Origin of the sequence: Herbiconiux sp. A18JL235 (genome assembly GCF_040939305.1) — a bacterium.
Lineage (GTDB): Bacteria > Actinomycetota > Actinomycetes > Actinomycetales > Microbacteriaceae > Herbiconiux.
In genome coordinates this window covers 297,407-319,068 of the sequence record NZ_CP162511.1, presented here as the reverse complement: position 1 = coordinate 319,068, position 21,662 = coordinate 297,407, and the positions used below count along the sequence as shown (strand labels likewise).

The 21,662-nt window shown below is 69.3% G+C and carries 17 protein-coding genes; 12 read left to right on the top strand and 5 right to left on the bottom strand.

The annotated features are described in order from the left end of the window. The first annotated feature begins 65 nt into the window (after nt 1–65). Genes ABFY20_RS01525 through ABFY20_RS01490 form a run of 8 tightly spaced genes read left to right on the top strand, consistent with a single transcriptional unit; the run spans nt 66 to nt 11,093 of the window. Entirely contained in the window at nt 66–1,445 is a 1,380-nt protein-coding gene (locus ABFY20_RS01525; RefSeq protein WP_368498187.1) for a sulfatase, read from the top strand. Continuing rightward, nucleotides 1,445–2,392, top strand: a complete 948-nt coding sequence (locus ABFY20_RS01520) for an ABC transporter permease (protein ID WP_368498186.1) — start codon at nt 1,445–1,447, stop codon at nt 2,390–2,392. The genes ABFY20_RS01525 and ABFY20_RS01520 overlap by 1 nt, the downstream gene beginning before the upstream one ends. 55 nt (nt 2,393–2,447) lie before the next feature. Further along, nucleotides 2,448–3,308 (top strand): ABC transporter permease, encoded by an 861-nt coding sequence (locus ABFY20_RS01515; protein WP_368498185.1) that lies wholly within the window; start codon nt 2,448–2,450, stop codon nt 3,306–3,308. Further along, complete coding sequence (locus tag ABFY20_RS01510) at nt 3,305–4,936, top strand: ABC transporter ATP-binding protein (RefSeq protein WP_368498184.1); 1,632 nt, start codon at nt 3,305–3,307, stop codon at nt 4,934–4,936. The genes ABFY20_RS01515 and ABFY20_RS01510 overlap by 4 nt, the downstream gene beginning before the upstream one ends. A 29-nt stretch (nt 4,937–4,965) precedes the next feature. Then, entirely contained in the window at nt 4,966–5,619 is a 654-nt protein-coding gene (locus ABFY20_RS01505; protein WP_368498183.1) for a TetR/AcrR family transcriptional regulator, read from the top strand. 26 nt (nt 5,620–5,645) lie between these two features. Continuing rightward, nucleotides 5,646–7,211, top strand: a complete 1,566-nt coding sequence (locus ABFY20_RS01500; RefSeq protein ID WP_368498182.1) for an arylsulfatase — start codon at nt 5,646–5,648, stop codon at nt 7,209–7,211. 13 nt (nt 7,212–7,224) lie between these two features. Then, nucleotides 7,225–8,592 (top strand): sulfatase, encoded by a 1,368-nt coding sequence (locus tag ABFY20_RS01495; protein ID WP_368498181.1) that lies wholly within the window; start codon nt 7,225–7,227, stop codon nt 8,590–8,592. Nucleotides 8,593–8,594: 2 nt separating this feature from the next. Then, nucleotides 8,595–11,093: a glycoside hydrolase family 3 C-terminal domain-containing protein gene (locus ABFY20_RS01490; protein WP_368498180.1), complete on the top strand. Its 2,499-nt coding sequence runs from the start codon at nt 8,595–8,597 to the stop codon at nt 11,091–11,093. Here ABFY20_RS01490 and ABFY20_RS01485 read toward each other — a convergent pair. The 4 genes from ABFY20_RS01485 to ABFY20_RS01470 are packed head-to-tail and all read right to left on the bottom strand — an operon-like array spanning nt 11,090 to nt 15,179. After that, nucleotides 11,090–11,857, bottom strand: a complete 768-nt coding sequence (locus ABFY20_RS01485) for an IclR family transcriptional regulator (protein WP_368498179.1) — start codon at nt 11,855–11,857, stop codon at nt 11,090–11,092. The genes ABFY20_RS01490 and ABFY20_RS01485 overlap by 4 nt on opposite strands. A gap of 41 nt (nt 11,858–11,898) precedes the next feature. Further along, nucleotides 11,899–13,509, bottom strand: coding sequence for an arylsulfatase (locus ABFY20_RS01480; RefSeq protein WP_368498178.1), 1,611 nt, complete (start codon nt 13,507–13,509; stop codon nt 11,899–11,901). Nucleotides 13,510–13,539: 30 nt separating this feature from the next. Further along, nucleotides 13,540–14,895 carry an MFS transporter gene (locus tag ABFY20_RS01475; RefSeq protein ID WP_368498177.1) on the bottom strand — a complete coding sequence of 452 codons (1,356 nt, stop codon included), beginning with the start codon at nt 14,893–14,895 and terminating at the stop codon, nt 13,540–13,542. Nucleotides 14,896–14,906: 11 nt separating this feature from the next. After that, a complete protein-coding gene (locus ABFY20_RS01470; RefSeq protein ID WP_368498176.1) occupies nt 14,907–15,179 on the bottom strand; it encodes a hypothetical protein in 273 nt (90 codons plus the stop codon). A gap of 205 nt (nt 15,180–15,384) precedes the next feature. On the opposite strand from ABFY20_RS01470, the gene ABFY20_RS01465 reads away from it, so the two are divergent. The 4 genes from ABFY20_RS01465 (at nt 15,385) to ABFY20_RS01450 (ending at nt 19,793) form a co-directional block, all read left to right on the top strand. Next, a complete protein-coding gene (locus ABFY20_RS01465; protein WP_368498175.1) occupies nt 15,385–16,746 on the top strand; it encodes a hypothetical protein in 1,362 nt (453 codons plus the stop codon). Nucleotides 16,747–16,886: 140 nt separating this feature from the next. Next, nucleotides 16,887–17,798 carry a CPBP family glutamic-type intramembrane protease gene (locus ABFY20_RS01460; protein WP_368498174.1) on the top strand — a complete coding sequence of 304 codons (912 nt, stop codon included), beginning with the start codon at nt 16,887–16,889 and terminating at the stop codon, nt 17,796–17,798. A gap of 52 nt (nt 17,799–17,850) precedes the next feature. After that, nucleotides 17,851–19,116, top strand: a complete 1,266-nt coding sequence (locus tag ABFY20_RS01455; protein ID WP_368498173.1) for a sensor histidine kinase — start codon at nt 17,851–17,853, stop codon at nt 19,114–19,116. After that, nucleotides 19,113–19,793, top strand: coding sequence for a response regulator (locus ABFY20_RS01450; RefSeq protein WP_368498172.1), 681 nt, complete (start codon nt 19,113–19,115; stop codon nt 19,791–19,793). Before ABFY20_RS01455 ends, ABFY20_RS01450 begins: the two co-directional genes overlap by 4 nt. A gap of 35 nt (nt 19,794–19,828) precedes the next feature. Here the strand turns inward: ABFY20_RS01450 and ABFY20_RS01445 are convergent, their stop codons facing one another. Further along, entirely contained in the window at nt 19,829–21,619 is a 1,791-nt protein-coding gene (locus ABFY20_RS01445; protein WP_368498171.1) for an amylo-alpha-1,6-glucosidase, read from the bottom strand. Nucleotides 21,620–21,662 lie beyond the last annotated feature (43 nt).

Sequence of the window (21,662 nt, the reverse complement as noted above, 5' to 3'; positions counted from 1 at the left end):
AGAGGGCGCCCTCCCCACCCCATCGTTCGCGAGCCACCGCACCTCGCGCCTTCGGAAGGACCGACATGAGCACCCCCAACGTGCTGCTGGTGATCGCCGATCAGCACCGCTACGACTGGCTGGAGGGCGCGCCCGGCCTGCCCGTTCGGACTCCCCACATCAAGCGCCTGCAGGAATCGGGCGTGACCTTCCGCCGAGCGACGACACCCTCACCGTTGTGTGCGCCGGCACGTGCGTGCCTCGCGACCGGCCTCGACTACACCTCGGCTCCTGTTCCGAACAACTTCCACGACCTTCCCGTCGAGAGCACCACCTACTACCGCACCTTGCGCGACGAGGGCGGGTACTTCGTGGCGGGCGTGGGGAAGTTCGACCTGCACAAGGCGACCTTCGATTGGAACCTCGACGGTTCCCGGCTGCTCGGCGAGTGGGGGATGTCGGACGGCATCGACAATGAGGGAAAGTTCGACTCGCTCTGGTCGACCCGCGACGGCCGACCGCACGGCCCCTACATGAACCACCTGTACGAAGCAGGTCTCGCCGACGCGCACCGGGCGGACTTCGACCGACGGAAGGACGCACCGTACAGCGACGTCGAGCCCAGCCCGCTCCCCGAGGAGTCGTATCTCGACAACTGGATCGCCGCCAACGCCCATACCATGCTCGATCGCCGCCCCTCCGATTCACCGTGGCACCTCGTCGTCAACTTCGCCGGTCCGCACGACCCGATGGACGTGACCGACCGCATGCTCGACGACTGGGCCGACGTCTCGTTCCCACCCCCACACGCGCCCGGCGAGTTCGATGGCGACCACGACGACGTGCGGCGCCGGTACGCGGCGATGATCGAGAACATCGACCGCCACCTCGGGTCGTTCATCGATCGTCTCGCGGCTGAGGGCGAGCTGGAGAACACGGTCATCATCTACACCAGCGACCACGGTGAGATGCTCGGTGACCACGGCACCTGGGGCAAGCAGATCGCGCTCGATCCGAGCATCCGGATACCGCTCGTGGTGAGCGGCCCCGTGGTGCGCGCGAAGGGCACCACCAGCGACGCACTCGTCTCCCTCGAAGACATCGCCGCGACCATCCTCGACACCGCCGGCGTCGAGGTACCGGCGCCGATGACCGCGAGATCGGTGCTCGGTGTGCTCGACGGCAGCACCGACTCCCACCGCGAATGGACCCTCTCCGGCCTCGACCGCTCAGAGCGCGAGATCGAGATGGCTGCGCGGCACTACGGCTCGAACGCCTGGGTTCGGCTCCGGGAGTGGCGGGCGCTGACCACGGCCACCCACAAGCTGGTCACGAGCCCCGACCTCCCGCGGCCTTATCTCGTCGACCTCGCCGCCGATCCCTTCGAAGAACGGGACGCGTCAGGGGAGCAACCCGAGGTGGCGGCACGACTGCACGCCTTGATCGATGGGGAGGGCGGCGACTGATGCTCAGGTTCCTCCTGCGAAAGCTGCCCTCGATCCTCCTCGTGCTCTTCGCGACGTCGATCATCGCGTTCCTCCTTCCCCGGTTCGCCCCCGGCGACCCGGCCCAGACCATCGCCGGTTCGGATGCGTCACCCGATCAGGTGGAGGCGATCAGAGCGTCCCTCGGCCTCGACCAGCCGCTCGTCGTGCAGTACCTCACGTGGCTCGGCGGAGTGTTCCGAGGCAATCTCGGGGAGTCGTTCATCTTCAACCGATCGGTCGCCGACCTGATCGGGACGAGGCTGGAGAGCACGATCGAGCTCGCGCTCCTCGCTGCGGTCTTCCTCGTCGTCATCGGCTTCACGCTCGGCATCCTCGGCGGGTCGGCGCAATCGAAGATCGCCCGCTTCGCCGTCGACACGACGAACACGCTGCTGCTGGCCACCCCCGCCTTCCTGGCAGGGCTGCTGCTCATCGTGCTCTTCGGTGTCACCTGGCGCATCCTGCCGGTGAGCGGTGAAGTGCCGCTCACGGAGAACCCGGAGATCGGAATCCAATACCTCCTGCTCCCGGCGCTCGCCCTTGGCCTGTCCCAGGCCCCGTCCGTCGCGCGCCTCCTGCAGACCACGATGCGCACCACCAGGGGCGAGGAGTTCGTCGATCTCGCCAGGGCGAAAGGGGCGTCACCCCGACGCATCACCTTCCGCCACGTGCTTCGCACGAGCCTCGGCGCGGCGGTGGTGGCCATCGGCATCAGGGTCGGCGAGCTCTTCGGCGGTGCCATCATCATCGAGGCGATCTTCGCCCGCAACGGACTCGGCCAACTCGCCGTTCAAGCTGTCAACTCGCGCGACTACCAGCTCGTGCAGATCCTCATCATGGGAGCCGTACTCATCGCCGTGTTCGCTCAGCTGATCACGGAGATGATCCTCGCCGCCCTCGACCCCCGAGTCAGATTGGACGCCTGAGATGAGCATGGAGCGCAAATCCTCCCGCGTGCCGAGCCCGCCTCGTACAGAAGCGGTGAACCTCCAGCAGACCCGTCAGCGGCGGTTGACGCCCGGAGCGACCCTTCAGCGCTATCTGTCAGCCTTCAGAACCCCGCGCGGCATCATCGGCGCGGCGATCCTGATCGTGCTGGTGCTGTTAGCCGTCTCGGCCCCGATCCTGTTCCCAGGCGGATACGACCAGCAGACCCGCGACGCCTTCCTCACCCCGAGCCTCGCGCACCCGTTCGGTACCGACGAACTCGGCCGCGACCTCCTGGTCAGGACGATCTACGGACTCCGCACCGACTTCTCCATCATCCTGGTGGCCGTGCCGCTCAGCATGATCATCGGTACCGCGCTCGGGCTGCTCGGCGCGCTGTCCAGGATCGCCGGTACCGTGGTGCAGCGCGTGCTCGACATCATCCTCGGATTCCCCGGTGTGGTGCTCGGCGTCTGCATCGTGCTCATCATGGGTCCCGGATGGGCTGCGCTCGTCGTGGCGATCACCATCAGCGGCCTGCCGTCCTTCGGCCGGCAGGCGCGGGCCGCACTCATGGAGCAGATGCAACGGGAGTACGTGACCGCAGCCCGCACCCTCGGAGTCGGCAAGGGCACCATCCTGGTGCGCCACATCCTGCCCAACGCCGTCGACCCGATCCTCGTCGGAGGCGCGATCTTCGTTGTCGTGGCGGTCTTCATCGAGGCGGGCCTCAGCATCATCGGCCTCGGCATCCAGCCGCCGGAGCCGTCGCTCGGCTCGCTACTGAACGTCGGCATCCGCTTCATCGAGCAATCGCCGATGTACATCCTCGGCCCGACGCTCGTGCTCATCCTGCTGTCGATGTCGTTCAGCCTCCTCTCCGACGCGCTCAACGAAACGGTGATCCGCAAATGACCAGCTCAGACCCCACGCCGCAGCCACTGCTGCGGGTGACCGACCTGCACGTGACCTTCGATCTGCCGAGCGGTCCCGTCGTCGCCGTCGACGGCGTCTCGTTCGACCTCCGGCCCGGTCAGATCCTCGGCATCGTCGGCGAATCCGGTTCGGGCAAGTCGGTCACCTCCCGCGCCGTGATGCGGATGCTCCGACATCCCGGTCGGGTCACCGGCGGCGCGATCGAGCTCCGCGGCCGCGACCTCACGGAACTCTCCGAGAAGGAGATGCTGGCTGTGCGCGGCGAGCAGATCGCGATGATCTTCCAGGACCCTCAGGCGGCACTCAACCCCGTCATGCGGATCAAGGACCAGATCGTCGAAGCCTTGCGGATCCACGGAGTGGACGGCAGGACGGCCGGCGAACGCGCGGTGGAGCTGCTCGACAAGGTGGGCATCCCGAACCCGGTCGAGGCGGCATCGAAGTTCCCGCACCAATTCTCCGGCGGTATGAGGCAACGCGTGGTCATCGCCATCGCGCTGGCCAACAACCCCTCGGTGCTCATCGCCGACGAGCCGACCACGGCTCTCGACGTCACGATCCAAGCGCAGATCCTCGATCTCCTCCGCGACCTGCGTGACGAGCTCGGCATCGCGATCCTGTTCATCACGCACGACATGGGGGTGGTCGCCGAGCTGTGCGACGACGTCGTGGTGATGTACCGCGGAAGGATCGTCGAACGCGGGGACGTACGGTCAGTGCTCACCCGCCCCCAGGACCCGTACACGGTTCGCCTCATGGACGCCATCCCCAAGATGGACGCACCGCTGCGTCATGACGCCCCCGTCGACCGGCCCAGAGTGCTGGAGGTGCGGGAACTCAAGACGAACGTGAACACGCACCGCACCAGCTTGTTCCGGTCGCCCCAGCCGTTCTTCGCCGTGAACGGGGTGTCGTTGCACGTCGACGCCGGGGAGACGCTGGCCCTCGTCGGCGAATCCGGTTGCGGCAAGTCGACGCTCTCACGAACGATCGTCGGCATCTACGAGCCGGCCGAAGGGGTGATCGAGGTCGATGGCAGGTCGATCCACGGCATCTCCGGACAGGAACGACGCGGCGTCGCCCGCGCCGTGCAATACGTGTTCCAGGATCCGTATTCGTCGCTGAACCCTCGACGGACCGCCGGCCAGTCGCTGGCCGAGGCGCTCAGCGTTGCCGGTGTGCCCAGCCGCGATCTGCGCGACCGGAGCGTCGAACTGCTCGAGCGGGTGAGCCTCGGGCCGGAGTACCTCGACCGCTACCCGTGGGCGTTCTCGGGTGGGCAGCGACAGCGCATCGGGATCGCACGGGCACTGGCGAGCGACCCGCGCCTGCTCATTCTCGACGAACCGGTCTCCGCCCTCGACGTGTCGATCCAGGAACAGATCCTCGCCCTGCTTCGCCAACTCCAGGAGGCTGACGACCTCGCCTACCTCTTCATCTCCCACGATCTCGCGGTGGTGCGGGAGATCAGCCACCGCGTGGCTGTCATGTTCAAGGGGCAGATCGTGGAGCATGGCACTACCGAGCAGATCTTCGGCGACCCCCAGCATCCTTACACGAGGACATTGCTGGCGGCGACGCCCGATCTCGACAAGGCCATCGCATGACCGAGGTCATCACAGGGGTAGGAGACACGATGACGGCCGAGACCAGTACTCCGCGCAGCCGCGCTCTGACCAGTACTCAGAAGCGCGGTGAGGCACGACGGCGCGAGATCCTCGACACGTCGACGTCGCTGTTCTCGGCCGGTGGATTCAACAGCGTCAGCCTCGCCGACATCGCTCGTGAGGTCGGTATCACCCAGGCGGGGATCTTGCACTACTTCCCCACCAAGGCGGCCCTTCTCCTGGCCGTGTTGCAGGAGCGCGAGGCGCGCAACGTCGCCTCGCGCGAGAAGTACATCGCCGAAGGGGAATCCCCTCTCGCGGCGTACATCAAGACGCTGAAGGAGAACGACCAGAACCCCGAGCTCGTTCAGTTGTTCGTGATCCTGGCCGCCGAGGCCACCGCCGTCGACCACCCGGGCCACGAGTGGTTCGCGAGGCGTAACGAGAGCCTCGTCGTGTCGATGACGGAGATGGTGTCACTGACCGTCGACGAGTCGAAACTCCCTGACGGGGTGACCTCGACGACGATCGCCAGGTGGGTGCTCGGCCTCGCGCACGGCCTCGGCGCCCAGTGGGTGCTCGACACCAGCGCCTTCGACCGCGCGGGCCAACTCGACCTGTTCCTGAAATTCATCGAGCCGTATCTGCTGGATCGCCCGGCCGACCGCTCCGCGGATCGCTGATCCGCCCCACCGAAAGAGATCTGCCCGTGGCCCACAAGCCCAACATCGTCATCATCCTGGCCGACGACCTCGGCTTCTCCGACATCGCCCCGTTCGGAGGCGAGATCGACACTCCCTCGCTGCAGCGGCTCGCCGATCGCGGCATCCGGATGAGCTCCTACTACGTCACCCCACGCTGCAGCCCCTCCCGCGCGGCGCTCCTGACCGGCCACCACCCTCATTCGGTAGGCATCGGAGTGCTCACCACCGACAATCGCCCGAACGGCTATGCCGGTTCGCTCACGACCGAGGTGCCCACGCTCGCCGAGCTGCTCCACGACCGCGGCTACGCCACCGGTCTGTTCGGCAAGTGGCACCTCGCGAGCGAGTTCGCCGTTCCGAGCGACACCTGGCCCACCCGACGGGGTTTCGACGAGTTCCGGGGCATCCTGCCCGGCGCGTCGAGCTACTACCAGCCGCCCCTCACCGAGGGCGAGACCCGGGTGCCCGACGAGGAGCTGCCCGACGACTTCTACTTCACCGACGACATCACCGCCAGCGGCACCGACTTCGTGCGGCGGCATGCCGGGGCGGAGGAGCCGTTCTTCCTCTTCCTCACCTACACCGCGCCGCACTGGCCGCTGCACGCTCGCGAGGAGGAGATCGCGAAGTATCGCGCGCGGTTCGAGGAGGGGTGGACGACGACTCGCGAGCGGCGGCTGACCCGGCTGCGCCAGGAGGGCATCCTGCCCGCGGTCGACCATCTCCCCGAACAGCAGCCGCTTCCCGACTGGCCCGAGGAGGACAGGGCGTGGCAGATCGAGCGGATGGCGGTCTACGCGGCACAGGTCGAGTCGCTCGACCGCGGTGTCGGCAGCATCCTCGACGCGCTCGAGAGCACCGGGGTCGCCGACGACACGATCGTCCTGTTCTTCTCCGACAACGGCGGATGCGCCGAGGAGCTCCCGGCCGGGGAATCGTTCTTCCCGCCGTTCACCGCGCCGCCCACCACACTCGACGGGCGTCCCATCCCGTTCGGCAACGACCCGTCGATCATGCCGGGGCCGGTCACGTCGTACCAGAGCTATGGCAAGGATTGGGCGACCGTCTCGAACACGCCTTTCCGCATGTGGAAGCGCTGGGTGCACGAAGGCGGCATCTCCACCCCCTTCATCGCGTCGTGGCCCGCCGGCGGAATCCCCACCGGTGGATCGGTGAGCCATTCCCTCGGCCACGTCACCGATATCGTGCCCACCGTCATGGACATCCTCGGGGCTCCGAACCCCGCCGAGGGTGAGAGTCTCCTCGAGGCCTGGCGTTCTCCCGGGTCTGACGACCAGGACCGCACGGTCTGCTGGGAGCACGTCGGCAACGCCGCCGTGCGCCGAGGCAGGTACAAGCTGGTGCGCGAGTGGGGCGGCCCGTGGGAGCTGTACGACATCGCCGTCGACCGCATCGAGTCGAACGACCTCTCGGCCATGAAGCCGGATCTCGCTGCCGAACTCGCCGCGGTCTACGAGCAGTGGGCACGCGAGCACTCCGTGATCCCGTGGCAGGACGTGCTCGACGACCACGTGGCACGCGGAATCCCGGCCCGACGCGCCGTCGGCTGATCGGACCAGGCTGATGCGCACCAACATCCTCTTCATCACGGCCGACGACATGGAGGGCACGACGCCAGGCGTCTTCGGAGGCGCGGGCGACGTGACCCCCGCCCTCGACATGCTGGCCGCCGAAGGCATGATCTTCGGGCGAGCCCACGTCGCGGTCGCCGTCTGCCAACCCAGCCGCTCGGCGATCATGACGGGTCTGTGGCCGCACCGGAACGGCGCCGAGGGGTTCGAGCCCATCCACGATGGCGTGCCGGTGCTCACCGAGAAGCTCGCGGAGGTGGGGTACGTCACAGGCATCCTCGGCAAGGTGAACCACCTCCAACCCGTCGAGCGTTTCGGCTGGGACACCGTCGTGGAGATGCGGGAGCTCGGACTCGGCCGCGACCCGGGCCGGTATGCCGCCGAGACGGCCCGCTTCCTCGCGAATACGGACGGCCGCCCGTGGTTCCTCATGGTCAACGCGCATGATCCGCACCGGCCCTTCCACGGTGCCGACGACGAGCGACGTGCGTTCGGCGACGCCGCCGCGGCGATCCCACGCCCGTCGAAGGTGTTCAGCCCCGACGGCCCGGCCGCCACACCACCCGCCTACCTGCCCGACCTCCCCGAGGTCAGGCAGGAGTACGCCGAGTACCTCAGCTCCGCCCGCCGCTGCGACGACGTGGTCGGCGCCGTGCTCGGCGAACTGGAGGCCTCGGGTGAAGCCGAGTCGACTCTCGTCGTCTTCCTCTCCGACAACGGCATGGCCTTTCCGTTCTCGAAGGCCAACTGCTACCTGCAGTCGACCCGCACCCCACTCATCGTGCGATGGCCCGGTGTCGTCGCGGCGGGCAGCATCGAGGGTGACCGATTTCTCACCATGCTCGATCTGTTCCCCACCTTCTGCGAGGCAGCGGGAGTCGAAGCAGGTGACATCGACGGGGAGAGCCTCGTCCCGGTGCTCCAGGGCTCTCCCTCCCTCCCCGCTCGCACCCACGTGGTCACCGTCTTCCACGAGACCGCGGGCAAGGGCCGATACGAGATGCGGTGCGTGCAGGATGCTCGTCACGGCTACATCTGGAACGGTTGGGCCGACGACGAGACCGACTACAGGGCGGAGAACATGGCTGGCTTGACCTGGCCCGCCATGGTCGAGGCCGCGGACCGCGACGAGGCCATCGCCGCGCGCGTCGGCTTCTACCTGAAGCGGCGACGCGAGGAGCTCTACGATCTCCGTGCCGATCCCGCCGGTCTCCACGACCTGTCGAACGACCCCCGTTCCGCGGCGGCCCTCGCTGCGGCCCGCCGCGCCCTCCGGACGTGGATGACCGAGACCTCGGACCCGCTGCTCGAGCTCTACGACGCACACACCGGTGGGGCCGCCTCCGCCGCGAAAGGATGAGGATGACCACGACCGACGACAGAATCGACTCGCTCCTCGACCGGCTCACGCTGGAAGACAAGGTGCGGTTGCTCACCGGCCGCGATTTCTGGACCACCTGGCCGATCGACTCGATCGGCCTGCGGCGCATCCTGGTCTCCGACGGCCCGAGCGGTGTGCGCGGCGAGGTCTGGGACGAACGGAGCCCCTCCATCAACCTGCCGTCGGCGACCGCGCTGTCGTCGTCCTGGGACACCCGGATCGCTGCACGCTATGGGGCGGTGTGCGCGATCGAAGCGCGACGGAAGGGCGTCGACGTGGTGCTGGGCCCGACCATCAACCTGCATCGGTCGCCCCTCGGAGGCCGGCACTTCGAGGCGTTCAGTGAAGACCCGGTGCTCACCTCGGAGCTCGCCGCGGCGTACGTCACGGGGGTGCAGCGCAACGGTGTGGGCGCCACCCCGAAGCACTACGTCGCGAACGACTCCGAGACCGACCGCCACAGCGTCGACGTGAGGCCTGACGAGCGCGCTCTGCGCGAGCTCTATCTGGCGGCGTTCGAGAAGTCGGTCACCGAGGCCGGGGCGTGGCTGGTCATGAGCGCTTACAACTCCGTCGACGGCGTGACCATGACCGAGAACCCGCTCCTGGAGACCCCTCTGAACTCCGAGTGGGGTTTCGACGGGGTCGTCGTCAGCGACTGGACCGCCGTACGGAGCGTTGAGGCGGCGAACGCCTCCCAAGACCTCGCGATGCCCGGACCCCGCGGCGCCTGGGGCGACGCGCTGCTCGCCGCCGTCCAGGACGGGCGGGTGACGCAGGCCGCCATCGATCGCAAGGTACGCCGCATCCTCCTGCTCGCCGCCCGCGTCGGTGCGCTCGACGGGTTCGACGACCTCGCCACCGCACCGATCGACGACGAGGACGGCGTCGCCTTCGCGCGGGAGGCGGCACGCGAAGGATCCGTCCTGGTGCACAACGACGGCATCCTCCCCCTGGATGTCTCGGCCGTGCGAACGATCGCGGTCATCGGCCACAACGCACGGGAAGCACGGTCGCAGGGCGGGGGAAGCGCGACGGTGGTTCCCGAGTCGGTCGTCTCGCCTCTCGAGGGCATCCGGGCGGCGTTCCCCGACGCGCGGGTGGAGTACGAACGCGGAGCCGTGGTCGCCCAAGGAGTCTCCGAGCTGCCGCTCTCCGTCATGGTCAACCCCGAGACAGGCGAGCCGGGTGCTCATGTGGCCTTCTTCGATGCAGAGGGCGTCGAGCTCTACTCCGAGGAGCGGCGGGCCGCGGCCCTGGTGTTCATCGGAGGCGACGCGCCGATCGGCTCCACCGACTCGATCGAATTCACCACGCGGTTCACTCCGGAGGCGACAGGCACGTTCCTGCTCGGCTTCGCGGGGTTGGGCGCGGGCACCCTCTCTGTCGACGGGCGCGAGGTGGCTTCGCTGCAGACGGACTCGACGAGCAACGACGTCGCCGCGAAGCTCTTCTCACCGCCCTCGGCCTCCACCCCCGTGGAGCTCCGACAGGGCGAGCCCGTCGACCTGCGCGTCGTCTTCCGGCCGCTCCGCGACGAAGCCCTCACCGATGCGCTGGCTCTCACCGTGGGGCTTGAAGCCGACGCCTCGGCGCCGGAGGCGTCACGCGCCCGCGCCGTCGAGGCCGCCGCCCGGGCCGATGTCGCCGTCGTGGTGGTCGGCACCAACGCGCAGGTGGAGTCGGAGGGCTACGACCGCGCCGACCTCGACCTGCCTGGCGAGCAGGACGAGCTCGTTCGCGCAGTGGCAGCCGCCAATCCGCGCACCGTCGTCATCGTGAACTCCGGCTCACCGGTGCTGCTGCCCTGGCGCGACGATGTCGGTGCGATCCTCCTGACCTACTTCGGCGGTCAGGAGTACGGATCGGCGATCGGCGACATGCTCGCGGGCCACGCGGAGCCCGGCGGGCGGCTCCCGACCACATGGCCGGGAGCGATCGACGACGTCCCCGTGCTCGATGTCACGCCGCAGGACGGAGTGCTGCGCTATGACGAGGGCATCCACATCGGGTATCGGGCCTGGCTCCGAGCGGGTCGCACTCCGGCCTACCCGTTCGGTCACGGCCTCGGGTTCACGGAGTGGGCACACGAGGGCGTCTCGGTGGAGACCTCCGCAGACGGCGATGGCTGGATCGTGTCGGTCCACTCGTCGAATCGGGGGGATCGTGCCGGTAAGCAGGTGCTCCAGGTCTACGCGGAGAAGGCGGACTCGCGGGTCGAAAGGCCTGCACGGTGGCTGGTCGGGTTCGAGTCCGTCCGGGCCGATGCAGGACGATCGGCGGTTGCACGCATCCGTGTTCCCGCCCGGACTCTGGCCTACTGGGAATCGGGTTGGCAGAACGAGCCGGGCGACTACGTGCTCAGAGTCGGGGTTTCGAGCGAGCGGCTGTTCGGGGAGGTCGTGGTCGGGTTCGACCACGACGGCGCGTCGAGAGTGGGGCAGGCGGCAGAAGGACGCGTCGGAGGCGTCGGCGACTAGCGAGGCGTCGCGGCCGGGGCGACACCACCGAGCCGGGAGCTCACCACGGCGCACGCCGCCCGGAGCGGCTCGATCGCCTCGCGCATCCGTTCGGGAGTGAAGCGGCCCGCGGGGCCCGAGATCGACAGGGCGGCGGTCACCCCTCCCGTCGCATCCCGGATCGGCATCGCCAGCGAGTTCACGTTCGCGATCGCCTCGTTGAAGGCCATCGCGTAACCGGCCTCGCGGGCCCGCTCCAGTTCTTCGCGGGTCTGGTCGATGGAGAGGGGGTGGTCGACGTTCTCCTCGAGGGCGCGACCTTCGAGAACGGCGTCGATCTGCTCGGCCGGGAGCCCGCTCATTAGCACGCGGCCGTTGGCCCCCGACCAGAGCGGGTAGAGCCTGCCGAGCTCCGAGGCGAAGCGCAGCTCGGCGGTGCTCTGCACCTCCTCGAGGAACACCCGGGTGTTGTCAACAGCGACCGAGAGACCGACCGTCTCCCCGGTCGCGTCGCGGAGCGCGATCATCTGGGGTCGCGCCTCGGTCACGAGGGTGAGCCCGCTGTTGTAGCCGAGACCGATGAGCAGTGCACGCGGCCCGATCTTGTAGCGCTGGGTCGTGTGGTCCTGAATGACCATGCCGGTCGAGGTGAGGGTGGTCAGGATGCGCTGGGTCGTGCTGCGGGGCAGCCCGGTCAGCGAGGCGAGCTCCCGTGCGCTCGCCCCGCCGGCCAGGGGCCTGAGGGTGCTGAGAACGTGGACCGCCTTGACGACCAGATTGTCCATTGCCCCATCCATCCGATCAGGTTAACCGATGCTCCCGTTCGTCACTCCGACGGCAGTCCCTTTCCGCGCTTCTCGTAGATCTCGAGCACGCGGCGGCGCGGGATCACCCCGCAGCGCTCCGCCCATCCGTCGTAGGCCTGGCTGAGCTCCGCCACGATGTCGGGATGCTCGGCCGCGAGGTCGTTCAGCTCCGTGCGGTCGGCGAGCATGTCGTAGAGTTCCCACTCGAGCCCGTACTTCTTCACGAGCTTCCAGTCCCCGCGGCGCACACCGCAGTTGCCCTCGTGCTCCCAGTACAGCAGACGCGAGGTGTCGCGCGCGTCGTCCCGCAGCGTCGGCAGCATGCTGACGCCCTCGAGGGGCAACGGGTTCCGGCCGGCCACCTGCTCCGGGTACGGTGCACCTGCCACCTCGAGCAGGGTCGACATGACGTCGGTCAGCTGGTGGGGCTGGGTGCGGAGCATCCGGTCGGTGCCGATACCGTTCGGCCAGCTCACGATGAACGGGGTGGCGATGCCGCCCTCGTGGATCCAGTGCTTGTACTCGCGGAACGGCGTATTCGAGAGGTTGGCCCAGGGGCGCCCATAGGTCGTGTAGGTGTCTTCCGGCCCGGGCACGATGCTCGGGTCGTTGCCCGGGCGCACCTCCCGGCCGTCGCGGGTTGTGGCGTCGAACGTGACGTAGGTGGTGACGAACTCCTTCGCCGTCTCGATCGGCATCTCCTCGGCGCAGCCCCCGTTGTCGGAGAGGAAGATCACCACGGTGTCGTCGAACTGCCCGTTCGACTTCAGCTCGTCGACGATGCGGCCGACACCCTGGTCCATGCGGTCGAGCTGGGCCGCGTAGACCGCCATGCGGATGGCCTCCCACTCCTGGTCGGCGACGTCGTCCCAGGCCGGCACGCGGGGGTCGCGATCGGTGAGCGGCCAGCTCGCCGAGATGATCCCCGAATCGACCAGCCGCTGCAGCCGCTCCTGCCGGAGCACGTCCCACCCGGCCGAGAAGCGGCCGAGGTACTTCTCGACGTCCTCCTCGAGCGCGTGGAGGGGCCAGTGGGGTGCGGTGTAGGCGACGTACAGGAAGAACGGGTCGTCGGCGTGCTCCGTGGTGTGCTCGTGGATGAACGTCACCGCGTTGTCGCTGATCGCATCCGTGTAGTAGAACGACGGGTCGTCGGCCTCCTGCTCGACGTTCGTCTCGTTGCGCGTGAGGGTGCGCGGCTGGAAGTAGCTGCCGGCACCTTCGAGCGTGCCGAAGAACTTCTCGAACCCCCGCCGGGTGGGCCAGGCGTCGGTGGGGTGGTGGATGTCGCCGGCCATGTGCCACTTGCCCGAGATGTAGCTGCGGTACCCCGCGGGCTCCAGCGCCTCGGCGATGGTCACGCAGCGGTCGTTGAGGGTGCCCGCATAGCCCTCCGGCGAGTCGTCGTAGTTCAGGATGCCGATGCCGGTCTGGTGCGGGTGGAGCCCCGTGAGCAGCGACGCGCGCGAGGGGCTGCAGCGGGCGGTGTTGTAGAACTGGGTGAGCTTCGCCCCCTTGTCGGCGAGCGCGTCGATGTTCGGGGTCAGCACCTCGCCGCCGTAGCAGCCGATGTCCGAGAATCCCATGTCGTCGACGAGGACGAGGACGATGTTGGGCGTGGTGGAGGTCATGTCTTTTCCTTCGTGGGTGATGCCCGCGGGTCAGCGGGCGGAGTTGGGGAGGTCGCTGCGCGAGCCTGCCTCCGCGGCACGGGCGTGAAGCTCGGCGTCGGGCTCGGTGTGCGCGGTCTCCTTCGCGAAGAACAGCGCGACGAGGGCGATGGCGGCAGCGACCATGACGTAGACCGCGACCGGCCACGACGAGCCCGACATCGACACCAGCCAGATCGCGATGATGGGGGCGACGGCGCCCGAGGGGAGCACACCGAGCTGATAGACCAGCGACATGCCCGTGTAGCGCACCTTGGCCGGGAACAGCTCGGCGAAGAAGGCCGCCTCGGCGCCGAACATGGTGCACGCTCCGAGCGACCAGCCCAGCACGATCGCGATCCAGATGAGACCGGCCACCCCGCTGTCGATGAGGGCGAACACCGGGAAGGCGGTGACCAGGGCGACTCCCGCGCCGACGGCGAAGACAGGCCTCCGGCCGAAGCGGTCGGAGAGCCTTCCCGACAGCGGGATGAGCACGAAGCCGATGACGCTGGCGATGAGGAGCCCGTTCAGCGCGTAGCTGCTCGAGAGACCGAGCACGGTCGTGGTGTAGGTGAGGATGAAGGCGTTGTAGACGTTGAACGTGATGCTCTCGCTGAAGCGGGCGCCGAAACCGATGAGGATCTGCTTCGGGTAGTGCCGCAACACGTACAGCACCGGGACCTTCACCGTCTCGCCCGTGGTCACCATGTCCTGGAACGCGCGTGGCTCGTGCACCTTCAGGCGCACGGCGAGGCCGACGATGACGAGCACGATGCTGGCCAGGAACGGGATGCGCCAGGTCCATTCGACGAGCGCCTCGTCGCCGGGGATGCTGACGAGGTTCACGGCGAGGGTGGAGAGCAGGAGCCCGAGAGGCACGCCCGTCTGCGGCCAGGCCGAGAACAGTCCGCGTCTGCCGCGGGGAGCGTGCTCGAAGGTCAGGATCGCCGCTCCGCCCCACTCGCCGCCGAGCCCGATGCCCTGCAGCATGCGGAGCACGAGCAGGATGATGGGGGCGGCGACGCCGATCGCGGCGTAGGAGGGCAGGAGGCCCATGGCGAAGGTCGAGCCGCCCATGATGAGCATCGTGATGACGAGGATCTTCTTGCGGCCGATCCGGTCGCCGAAGTGCCCGAAGATCAGTCCGCCGATGGGGCGGGTGACGAAGCCGGCGGCGAAGGTGCCGAAGGCGACCAGGGTGCCGATGAGCGGATCGAAGTCGGGGAAGAACTCCTTGTTGAACACCAGGGCGGCCATGGTGGCGTAGAGGAAGAAGTCGTACCACTCGACGACGGAGCCGAGCACGCTCGCCGTGACGGTGTTGCGTTGCTGGCGACGCTCTTCAAGGGTGGATTGCGAGTTCATCGTCGGACTCCTCAGGTGGTGGTCGGGTCGATCGCCGACGGGGTCGTCGGGAAGCTGCGGCGGGGGAACGAGTACGAGGTGTCGGCCTCGAAGTGGTAGAAGGCGACGTCGCCCGCGTCGTGCACGAGCGCCCAGGTGCGCGAGTGTCGAACGGAGTCGATCGTAAATCGCTCGACGACACGCGTCGGCGCGTGCCCGTCGGTCGTGGCGATGTCGACGGCTTTGCTCGAACCCATCCCGAACAGGGGCAGGTGGGCACGGACGGTGGTGATCACATCGGTCATGGACGCCTCCTCGCGGTACATGTCGGTGAAGGAGGGAGCGGGGATCTCGGGCCCCGCCCCCTCCATCGCCCGCACCGGCGTGGACGACGGTGGTGTTCGGACGATGTCCCATTGTGCGGGACAATGTCCCACTCAATGGCTAAGGCGAGACTAGAGCCTTTGTTTCCGGAGGTCAAGCGGCGGGGTGTGAGGCAGGATGTGAGGCATGACGAACGGAATGCGGCGGACGGCGCGACCGGGCGGCGGCGCGATCGTCGTCGCCGTGGCCGTCGCGGCGGGCGCCGCGCTCGGCATCGCCGGGGTGGCCCCGGCCGCAGCGGAGGCCGACGGGCATTCGCACACGCCCGCGATGTACGTCACGTTCCACGGCGAGGCGTCCTCCGACACAGGGTCCACCGCCGGGTCCGCTGCCAACAACATCTCCTCGTACGACGCCTCAGGGCACCTCGTCTCGCAGAGCGTGCTGGCGACGGGCAAGCACGACCCCGTGCTCGCCGAGCTCCGGGGCATGCTGCTCACCGCCGACGGCGGGCTCGCGGTCGCCAATGCGACGAAGAGCGACAGTGCGATTCTGGGCTACCAGGCGCCGGATGCCTCCGGCGCCCGCCACCCTGCTCCGCCCACGGGTGTCTTCGCGCCGGGTGCACCCACGAACCCGGGCATCGACCACCCGTACGGCCTCGCCGCGGCGCCCGACGGCGGCCTGTTCGTCTCGAGTCAGGACACCGCCGTGGTCACCGCACTCGACGGCTCCGGCGCGCCCACCCCCTCAGCGGGTGCGTCGTCGTGGTGGGCGGAGCAGTACCCCGACGTCGATTTCGACAGCGGCACCCTGGTGCCCTCGGTGTCGGACGTGCCGGCCGAGTCGGGCGGGCTCGTCGCGCCCCGAGCGCTGGTCACGGCGCCGAGCGGCGCCGGTGCCGGCACCACTCTCTACGTCGCGGACAACACCGCGCAGCTCGTGCGCAGCTACGACGCCACCACGGGACGGTTCCTCGGCGACGTGCTCTCCCCCGCAGTCGGCGGCATCGGCAACCCCGTCGGCCTGATCGTTCACGACGGCATCCTCTACGTCACCAGCGAGGGCACCGACGATGTGGTCTCCTTCGACCTCTCCTCCGGCAGCACGTCGGAGGTCGTTCCCCGCGAGTTCGGCAAGGCCAAGCTCGACCATCCGTCGGGTCTCGGCTTCGGCACCGACGGCAGGCTGTACGTCGCCAGCCGCGCCGGCCAGAAGATCATCGCGTACACCCTCGACGACACGAACACGAAGGCAGAGAAGGCCGAGGTGTTCGTCGACGGGCTGCCCGACCAGCCCGAGCAGCTGCTTCTGGTCGACGGCACGGACGACGGTGCCGAGCCGCCCCTTCCGGCGGCGCCACCTTCTCCCACGGCGACCTCACCCGCACCCTCTCTCCCCGCTGACCCGCGGCCATCGTCGGGAGATCAGGAGCTCGCCGCGACCGGACTCGGGCCGGCTTCCCTGGCAGGAGCCGGCCTCGCCCTCGCCGCCCTCCTCGCAGGACTGGCCGTCGTCGCCCGGCGCAACCGCACCCGCAGCGGGTGAGCAGCGTGCGGCGAGGCCGGGGCGCCGTGGCGAGCACTTCCGGGGACTCGCCGCGCGGCGGCTGCACCTTTCGGATGCACTGCGGAGGTGCCATCCTGCTGAGCTAGAGCGCCTCCCGCGCCCTCCGTAGCGTGGCGCACATGACCACGACACAACGATCACTCGCTCCGCAGCCCGGTTCCGTCGAGCCCTCCACCGGGGAGTCCCCTGGTCTCCGCGGCCTGCTGCGCGCGCATCCGCTCATCTCGTTCTTCGTGCTCGCCGACGCGCTGAGCTGGCTGGCCTGGCTGCCCTACGTGCTGTCGCAGAACGGCCTCGGAGTGTGGGCGTTCCGTTTTCCCGAGGTGCTCGGCAGCAGCCAGATCCTCGGAGTGCTCCCCGGCGCCTACCTGGGTCCGATCGGCGCTGCCTTCCTCGTCACCGCGCTCGTCGGCGGCCGACGGGGCCTGCGCGACTGGGGTGCGCGGCTCTGGCGCTGGCGGGTGGCCCCGCGCTGGTACGCGATCACCCTCCTCGGTGTTCCGGCGGCCATGCTCCTCACCGGGCTCGTCTTCTCGGGCGGCCGGATCGAGGCACCGTCGGTGGCAGCGCTTCTCGCGTTCGTTCCCGTGCTGCTGTTCCAGATGATCACCACGGGTCTCGCCGAGGAGCCGGGCTGGCGCGACTTCGCCCTCCCCCGTCTGCAGGGGCGATTCTCGCCGCTGCGGGCCGCCTTCGTGCTCGGGCCGCTGTGGGCGCTCTGGCACGCGCCGCTGTTCCTCACCGAGTGGGGCGGGTTCCCCGAGGCGTCCTGGATGCGCCCCGCCGCCTTCTTCGTCTTCTGCGTCGCCTTCAACATCGTGATGTCGTGGGTGTTCAACCGCACCGGGCAGAGCCTTCCGTTGTCGATGCTCATGCACGTCGGGGTGAACACTTTCGCCTCTGTGCTCTGGGTGGAGATGTTCCCGTCCCTCGACGGCGACGTGGCGCTCGTGGCGATGGCCGCCGGTGCGGTGGTGGCCGCTGCGGCGATCATCCTCGTCACCAAAGGTCGGCTCGGCCTTCGGCGGTGACGTGCCCATCCGCACCGGCACCGCACCCGCACCCGCGGACTACGATCGGCTCATGCCCGCGGCGCAGCGCCTCCACCGTTCGATCGCCGTCACGCCTGCCCTCGTGACGGCGATCGTCGCCGCAGGGGCGGCCTGCGCGGTCGGCGCTCTCGCCGAGCTCGACCCGGCAGAGCACGGCGCCGCACCCGGGCCGACGACGTGGGCGGTCACGCTCGCCGTGCTCCTGCTGCAGTCGATTGCCCTGGCGGGCGTGCGCCGGGCCCCGCGCCTGGCGCTCCTGGTGGCGGCAGCGCTCCCTCTCGTAGTCGCGGCGACCGCACCCTCCGCACTGTTCAGCGCCAGCGCTGTGCCGGTGCTGGTCGCGGCGTTCTCGGCCGCGGTGCAAGGGACGCTCCGCCGGATCGCCGTCGCCGCTGCGGCATCCTCCGCACTCGTCGCAGGCGGCCAGTTCGTGGCGGGGATGGGTCTCGGTCGCGGAGATCTTCTCGTACTGGCCCTCGAGTCCCTTGGGCAGGGGATCATCGTCGTCGGCGTGCCGATCGTCCTCGGTTCGACGATCGCCGCTCACCGCGCCGCTGCGACGGCGAAGGAAGAGTCGCTGCAGGCCGCACTGCGCCGACGTGAGGCCCAGGTCGGCGAGGCGATCGCGCGCGAGCGGAGCGCCATGGCCCGGGAGCTCCACGACATCGCCGCCCACCACCTGTCGGGCATCTCGTTGATGGCCTCGGCCGTCGCCCGGCAGGTCACGACCGATCCCTCCGCCGCCCGCTCGGGTGCGCTGCAGATCCGCGAGCAGAGCAACGCGGTTCTCGACGAGCTGCGCAGCCTGGTCGGCCTGCTCCGCACGTCGGAAAGGAGTCACGGCCAGGGCGGCGACGGCGGGCTCGAGACATTGGCGACCATCGCCGAGTTCGTGGCGTCGGCGCATCAGACGGGTGGCGCCGTCGTGCTCGATGTGCGCAGCTCTCCCTCCGGCGTGCTCGGATCCGGAATCCCTCCGCTCGCCCAGCTCGCAGCGTTCCGCATGGTGCAGGAGTCGCTGACGAATGCCGCCCGCCATGCACCCGGTGCGCCGAGTACCGTGACCATCGACGACAGTGCCCGGTCTGAGCTGACGATCTCCGTGACCAACGGCAGGGGCTCCGGCGCGCCTCCGCTGCCGCGACACGATGAGGGCTTCGGTGTGCTCGGCATGCGCGAGCGCGCGGCTCTGATCGGCGGCTCGTTCGACGCGGGCCCCACGGATGACGGCGGATGGGAGACCAGAATGCGCATCCCGCGCGGGCTGGCGCGCGCAGACCGCGTGGAGGAGCCATGATCCGGGTCACGATCGCCGACGACCAGCCCCTCGTGCGCGCCGGGCTCGCCGCGCTCGTCGGCTCCGAAGCCGACATCGAGGTGGTCGGGGTCGCCGCCGACGGCATCGAGGCCCTCGAGCTGGCGCTCGAACTCGTGCCCGACGTGGCGTGTCTCGACATCCGGATGCCAGGCCTCGATGGCATCGAGGTCGCAGCACGGCTCTGCGGGCCCGACGCCGACCCGAAGATCCCCGTGCTCATCCTCACCACCTTCGACATCGACGACTACGTCTTCCGCGCACTCGAGGCGGGGGTGTCCGGGTTCCTGCTGAAAGACTCCGACCCCGACGAGATCATCCGCGCGATCAGGAGCGTCGCCGAGGGCCATGGCACGCTCGACCGCACCCTCACCCGACGCGTCGTCGACGAGTACGTGCAGCGTCGCCGGCTGCAGCCGGTCACCGCCGCCCGGGCTGTCGAGCTGCTCACGGCGAGGGAGCGAGAGATCCTGCTGTTGCTCGCCCAGGGCCTGACCAACGAGCAGATCGCCGCCGAGCTCGTGGTGGAGGTCGCGACGGTGAAGTCGCACCTGGCGAGGCTGCTGCCGAAACTCGGGGTGCAGTCGCGGCTGCAGGCCGCTGTGTGGGCGTATCAGAACCGCGTGGTGACGGTGGAGGAGCCGGGCGGCGCGCGCTGAGCCGGGCCCTCGGCCCAGGAAGCGCGCCGCTGGTCTCAGGCGCCGCCGGCGCGGCGCGATTCGAAGGCGCGGGCGAGGGTGAGGTAGCAGCTGGCCGTCCAGGTGTAGGCGCGGTCGCGGAGGCCCGCGCCGGTGAGGGCGTCGAAGTTCTCGGCGAAGCCGGAGCGCTCGCAGAGGCGGCGGAAGCGCTCGCTGATGACGTCGGCGAGCGCGGTCTCGCCCGCTCGGCGCAGTCCGTCTTCGATCAGGGTGGTCGACGGCGCCCAGATGGGCCCCCTCCAGTAGCCGTCTGGTTCGTACTCGGGGCTGTCGACCAGCTGGGTCGCCGGGCCGTGGTCGGTGAGGTGCAGCGCGACCCGGGCACCGAGCGCCGCGGTGATGTCGGAAGGGAGGTGGTCGGCGGCGATCACCGCGACGCTGTTGAGCAACGAGCTCGTCGCGCTCGGGCGGCCACCCGTCGCCGCCCTCGCCACGAAGGTGTCGCCGTTCCACAGCTCGAGGAGCCCGCCGAGCATCGCCTCGCGCTCTGCACGCCAGACCGCTGCCTCCGCCGCCCAACGGCTCGCCTCCGTGGTTCCCGCCACCCCGCCACCACCGCCGAGCTCGTCGGCGAGCCCGGCGAGCACGTCGAGCTGCACGACGAGGAAGGCGGCGAGATCCGGCGACTCGATCACCCGGTCGCGGTCGAAGGTCGTCGAGTTGTCCCATCCGCTGTCGTTGCCGTGCTGGTAGTGGGCGAGCGGGTGCCCGGGCACCCGGCGATGGTCGAGCCAGAACCGAGACCACCGCGCGAGGGAGTCGTAGATCTCGCGGAGCACGGTGCCGTCGAGCTCGCTGTCGAGGTGTGCCCGCAGGCGCCGCAGCGCCCACCCGTGGATGGGCGGCTTCACGAAGTTGTACAGGACCTCCGAGTGGGTCGCCGAGTCGGGCAGCGCCCCCGCGGCGTCTTGGAAGTCGAACACCACCCGGAACTGGTCGACCGCCTCGTCGGGGAGTCCGGGAGCGAGCGCCAGCGCGTTGAAGCAGTGGTCCCAGCTCCACACCTTGTCCATCCAGTGCTTCGACATGAGGATCGACTCCCGCTGCAGGAATCCGCGCGGGGACACGGTGGCCGACCAGAGCACGTAGCACGCTGCGGCGGCCGCCGGAGTGCGCTCGCTGCGCCATGGCGCGAGCCTGTCGACGTAGTCGTCGAACTCGCGAGCCACCGCGTCGACCGCATCCCCGAACCCACGCTCCGGCCGGTAGGGCGACCGCGCCGTGTCGAACTCCTCGAGGACGACCTCCCACTCAGCACCCGTCCCCGGTGCCCGCTCATCCTCGCCCCGCGCCGAGACCGTCACCGCCCGCTCGCCTGCACCGAGCATCTCCGCACCGGAGACCTCCAGCGCGCCCCGCAGCTCCGTGACCCGGTAGCGGCGCCCGGTCTCGTACGAGGTGAACACCGCCGACCCGTCGACCGGGTCGCGGAAGAGGTACGTGCCGGTGAACGGGGTCAGTTCCTCCGCCGCGTCGGCGATGCGCAGCTCGAGCCCCCGCCCGCGCAGCCGCACCGTGCTGTCGTTCTCGAACACCGCCTCGATGAGGCCGTCGGATGCACGCCACCGCAGCACGGAGGGCGTCGCCTCCACCGTCGTGGCGACCTCGGCGCCGTCGAACCGGGGTTCGAGCACGACGACGGCGTGCATCCCGGTCTGGTGGGAGACGAGGTGCAGCTTCTCGCGCGTGGTGTGCAAAGCCACCACCGGTGAGATGTCGAGCCACGACCCGCGCCGGCTGAACGGGATGTCGCGGATGTCGAAGGCGAGGGCTGAGGGTGCGGTCATGCTGAACCCATTCTCGTGCGGGCAGGGGTCGGCGGGGCGGATG

What these genes read in the sequence shown, in the direction of transcription:
- ABFY20_RS01525 (WP_368498187.1), top strand. Translation starts at nt 66, where the DNA reads ATGAGCACCCCCAACGTGCTGCTGGTGATCGCCGATCAGCACCGCTAC.
- ABFY20_RS01520 (WP_368498186.1), top strand. Translation starts at nt 1,445, where the DNA reads ATGCTCAGGTTCCTCCTGCGAAAGCTGCCCTCGATCCTCCTCGTGCTC.
- ABFY20_RS01510 (WP_368498184.1), top strand. Translation starts at nt 3,305, where the DNA reads ATGACCAGCTCAGACCCCACGCCGCAGCCACTGCTGCGGGTGACCGAC.
- ABFY20_RS01505 (WP_368498183.1), top strand. Translation starts at nt 4,966, where the DNA reads ATGACGGCCGAGACCAGTACTCCGCGCAGCCGCGCTCTGACCAGTACT.
- ABFY20_RS01495 (WP_368498181.1), top strand. Translation starts at nt 7,225, where the DNA reads ATGCGCACCAACATCCTCTTCATCACGGCCGACGACATGGAGGGCACG.
- ABFY20_RS01490 (WP_368498180.1), top strand. Translation starts at nt 8,595, where the DNA reads ATGACCACGACCGACGACAGAATCGACTCGCTCCTCGACCGGCTCACG.
- ABFY20_RS01485 (WP_368498179.1), bottom strand. Translation starts at nt 11,857, where the DNA reads ATGGACAATCTGGTCGTCAAGGCGGTCCACGTTCTCAGCACCCTCAGG.
- ABFY20_RS01480 (WP_368498178.1), bottom strand. Translation starts at nt 13,509, where the DNA reads ATGACCTCCACCACGCCCAACATCGTCCTCGTCCTCGTCGACGACATG.
- ABFY20_RS01475 (WP_368498177.1), bottom strand. Translation starts at nt 14,895, where the DNA reads ATGAACTCGCAATCCACCCTTGAAGAGCGTCGCCAGCAACGCAACACC.
- ABFY20_RS01470 (WP_368498176.1), bottom strand. Translation starts at nt 15,179, where the DNA reads ATGACCGATGTGATCACCACCGTCCGTGCCCACCTGCCCCTGTTCGGG.
- ABFY20_RS01465 (WP_368498175.1), top strand. Translation starts at nt 15,385, where the DNA reads ATGACGAACGGAATGCGGCGGACGGCGCGACCGGGCGGCGGCGCGATC.
- ABFY20_RS01460 (WP_368498174.1), top strand. Translation starts at nt 16,887, where the DNA reads ATGACCACGACACAACGATCACTCGCTCCGCAGCCCGGTTCCGTCGAG.
- ABFY20_RS01455 (WP_368498173.1), top strand. Translation starts at nt 17,851, where the DNA reads ATGCCCGCGGCGCAGCGCCTCCACCGTTCGATCGCCGTCACGCCTGCC.
- ABFY20_RS01450 (WP_368498172.1), top strand. Translation starts at nt 19,113, where the DNA reads ATGATCCGGGTCACGATCGCCGACGACCAGCCCCTCGTGCGCGCCGGG.
- ABFY20_RS01445 (WP_368498171.1), bottom strand. Translation starts at nt 21,619, where the DNA reads ATGACCGCACCCTCAGCCCTCGCCTTCGACATCCGCGACATCCCGTTC.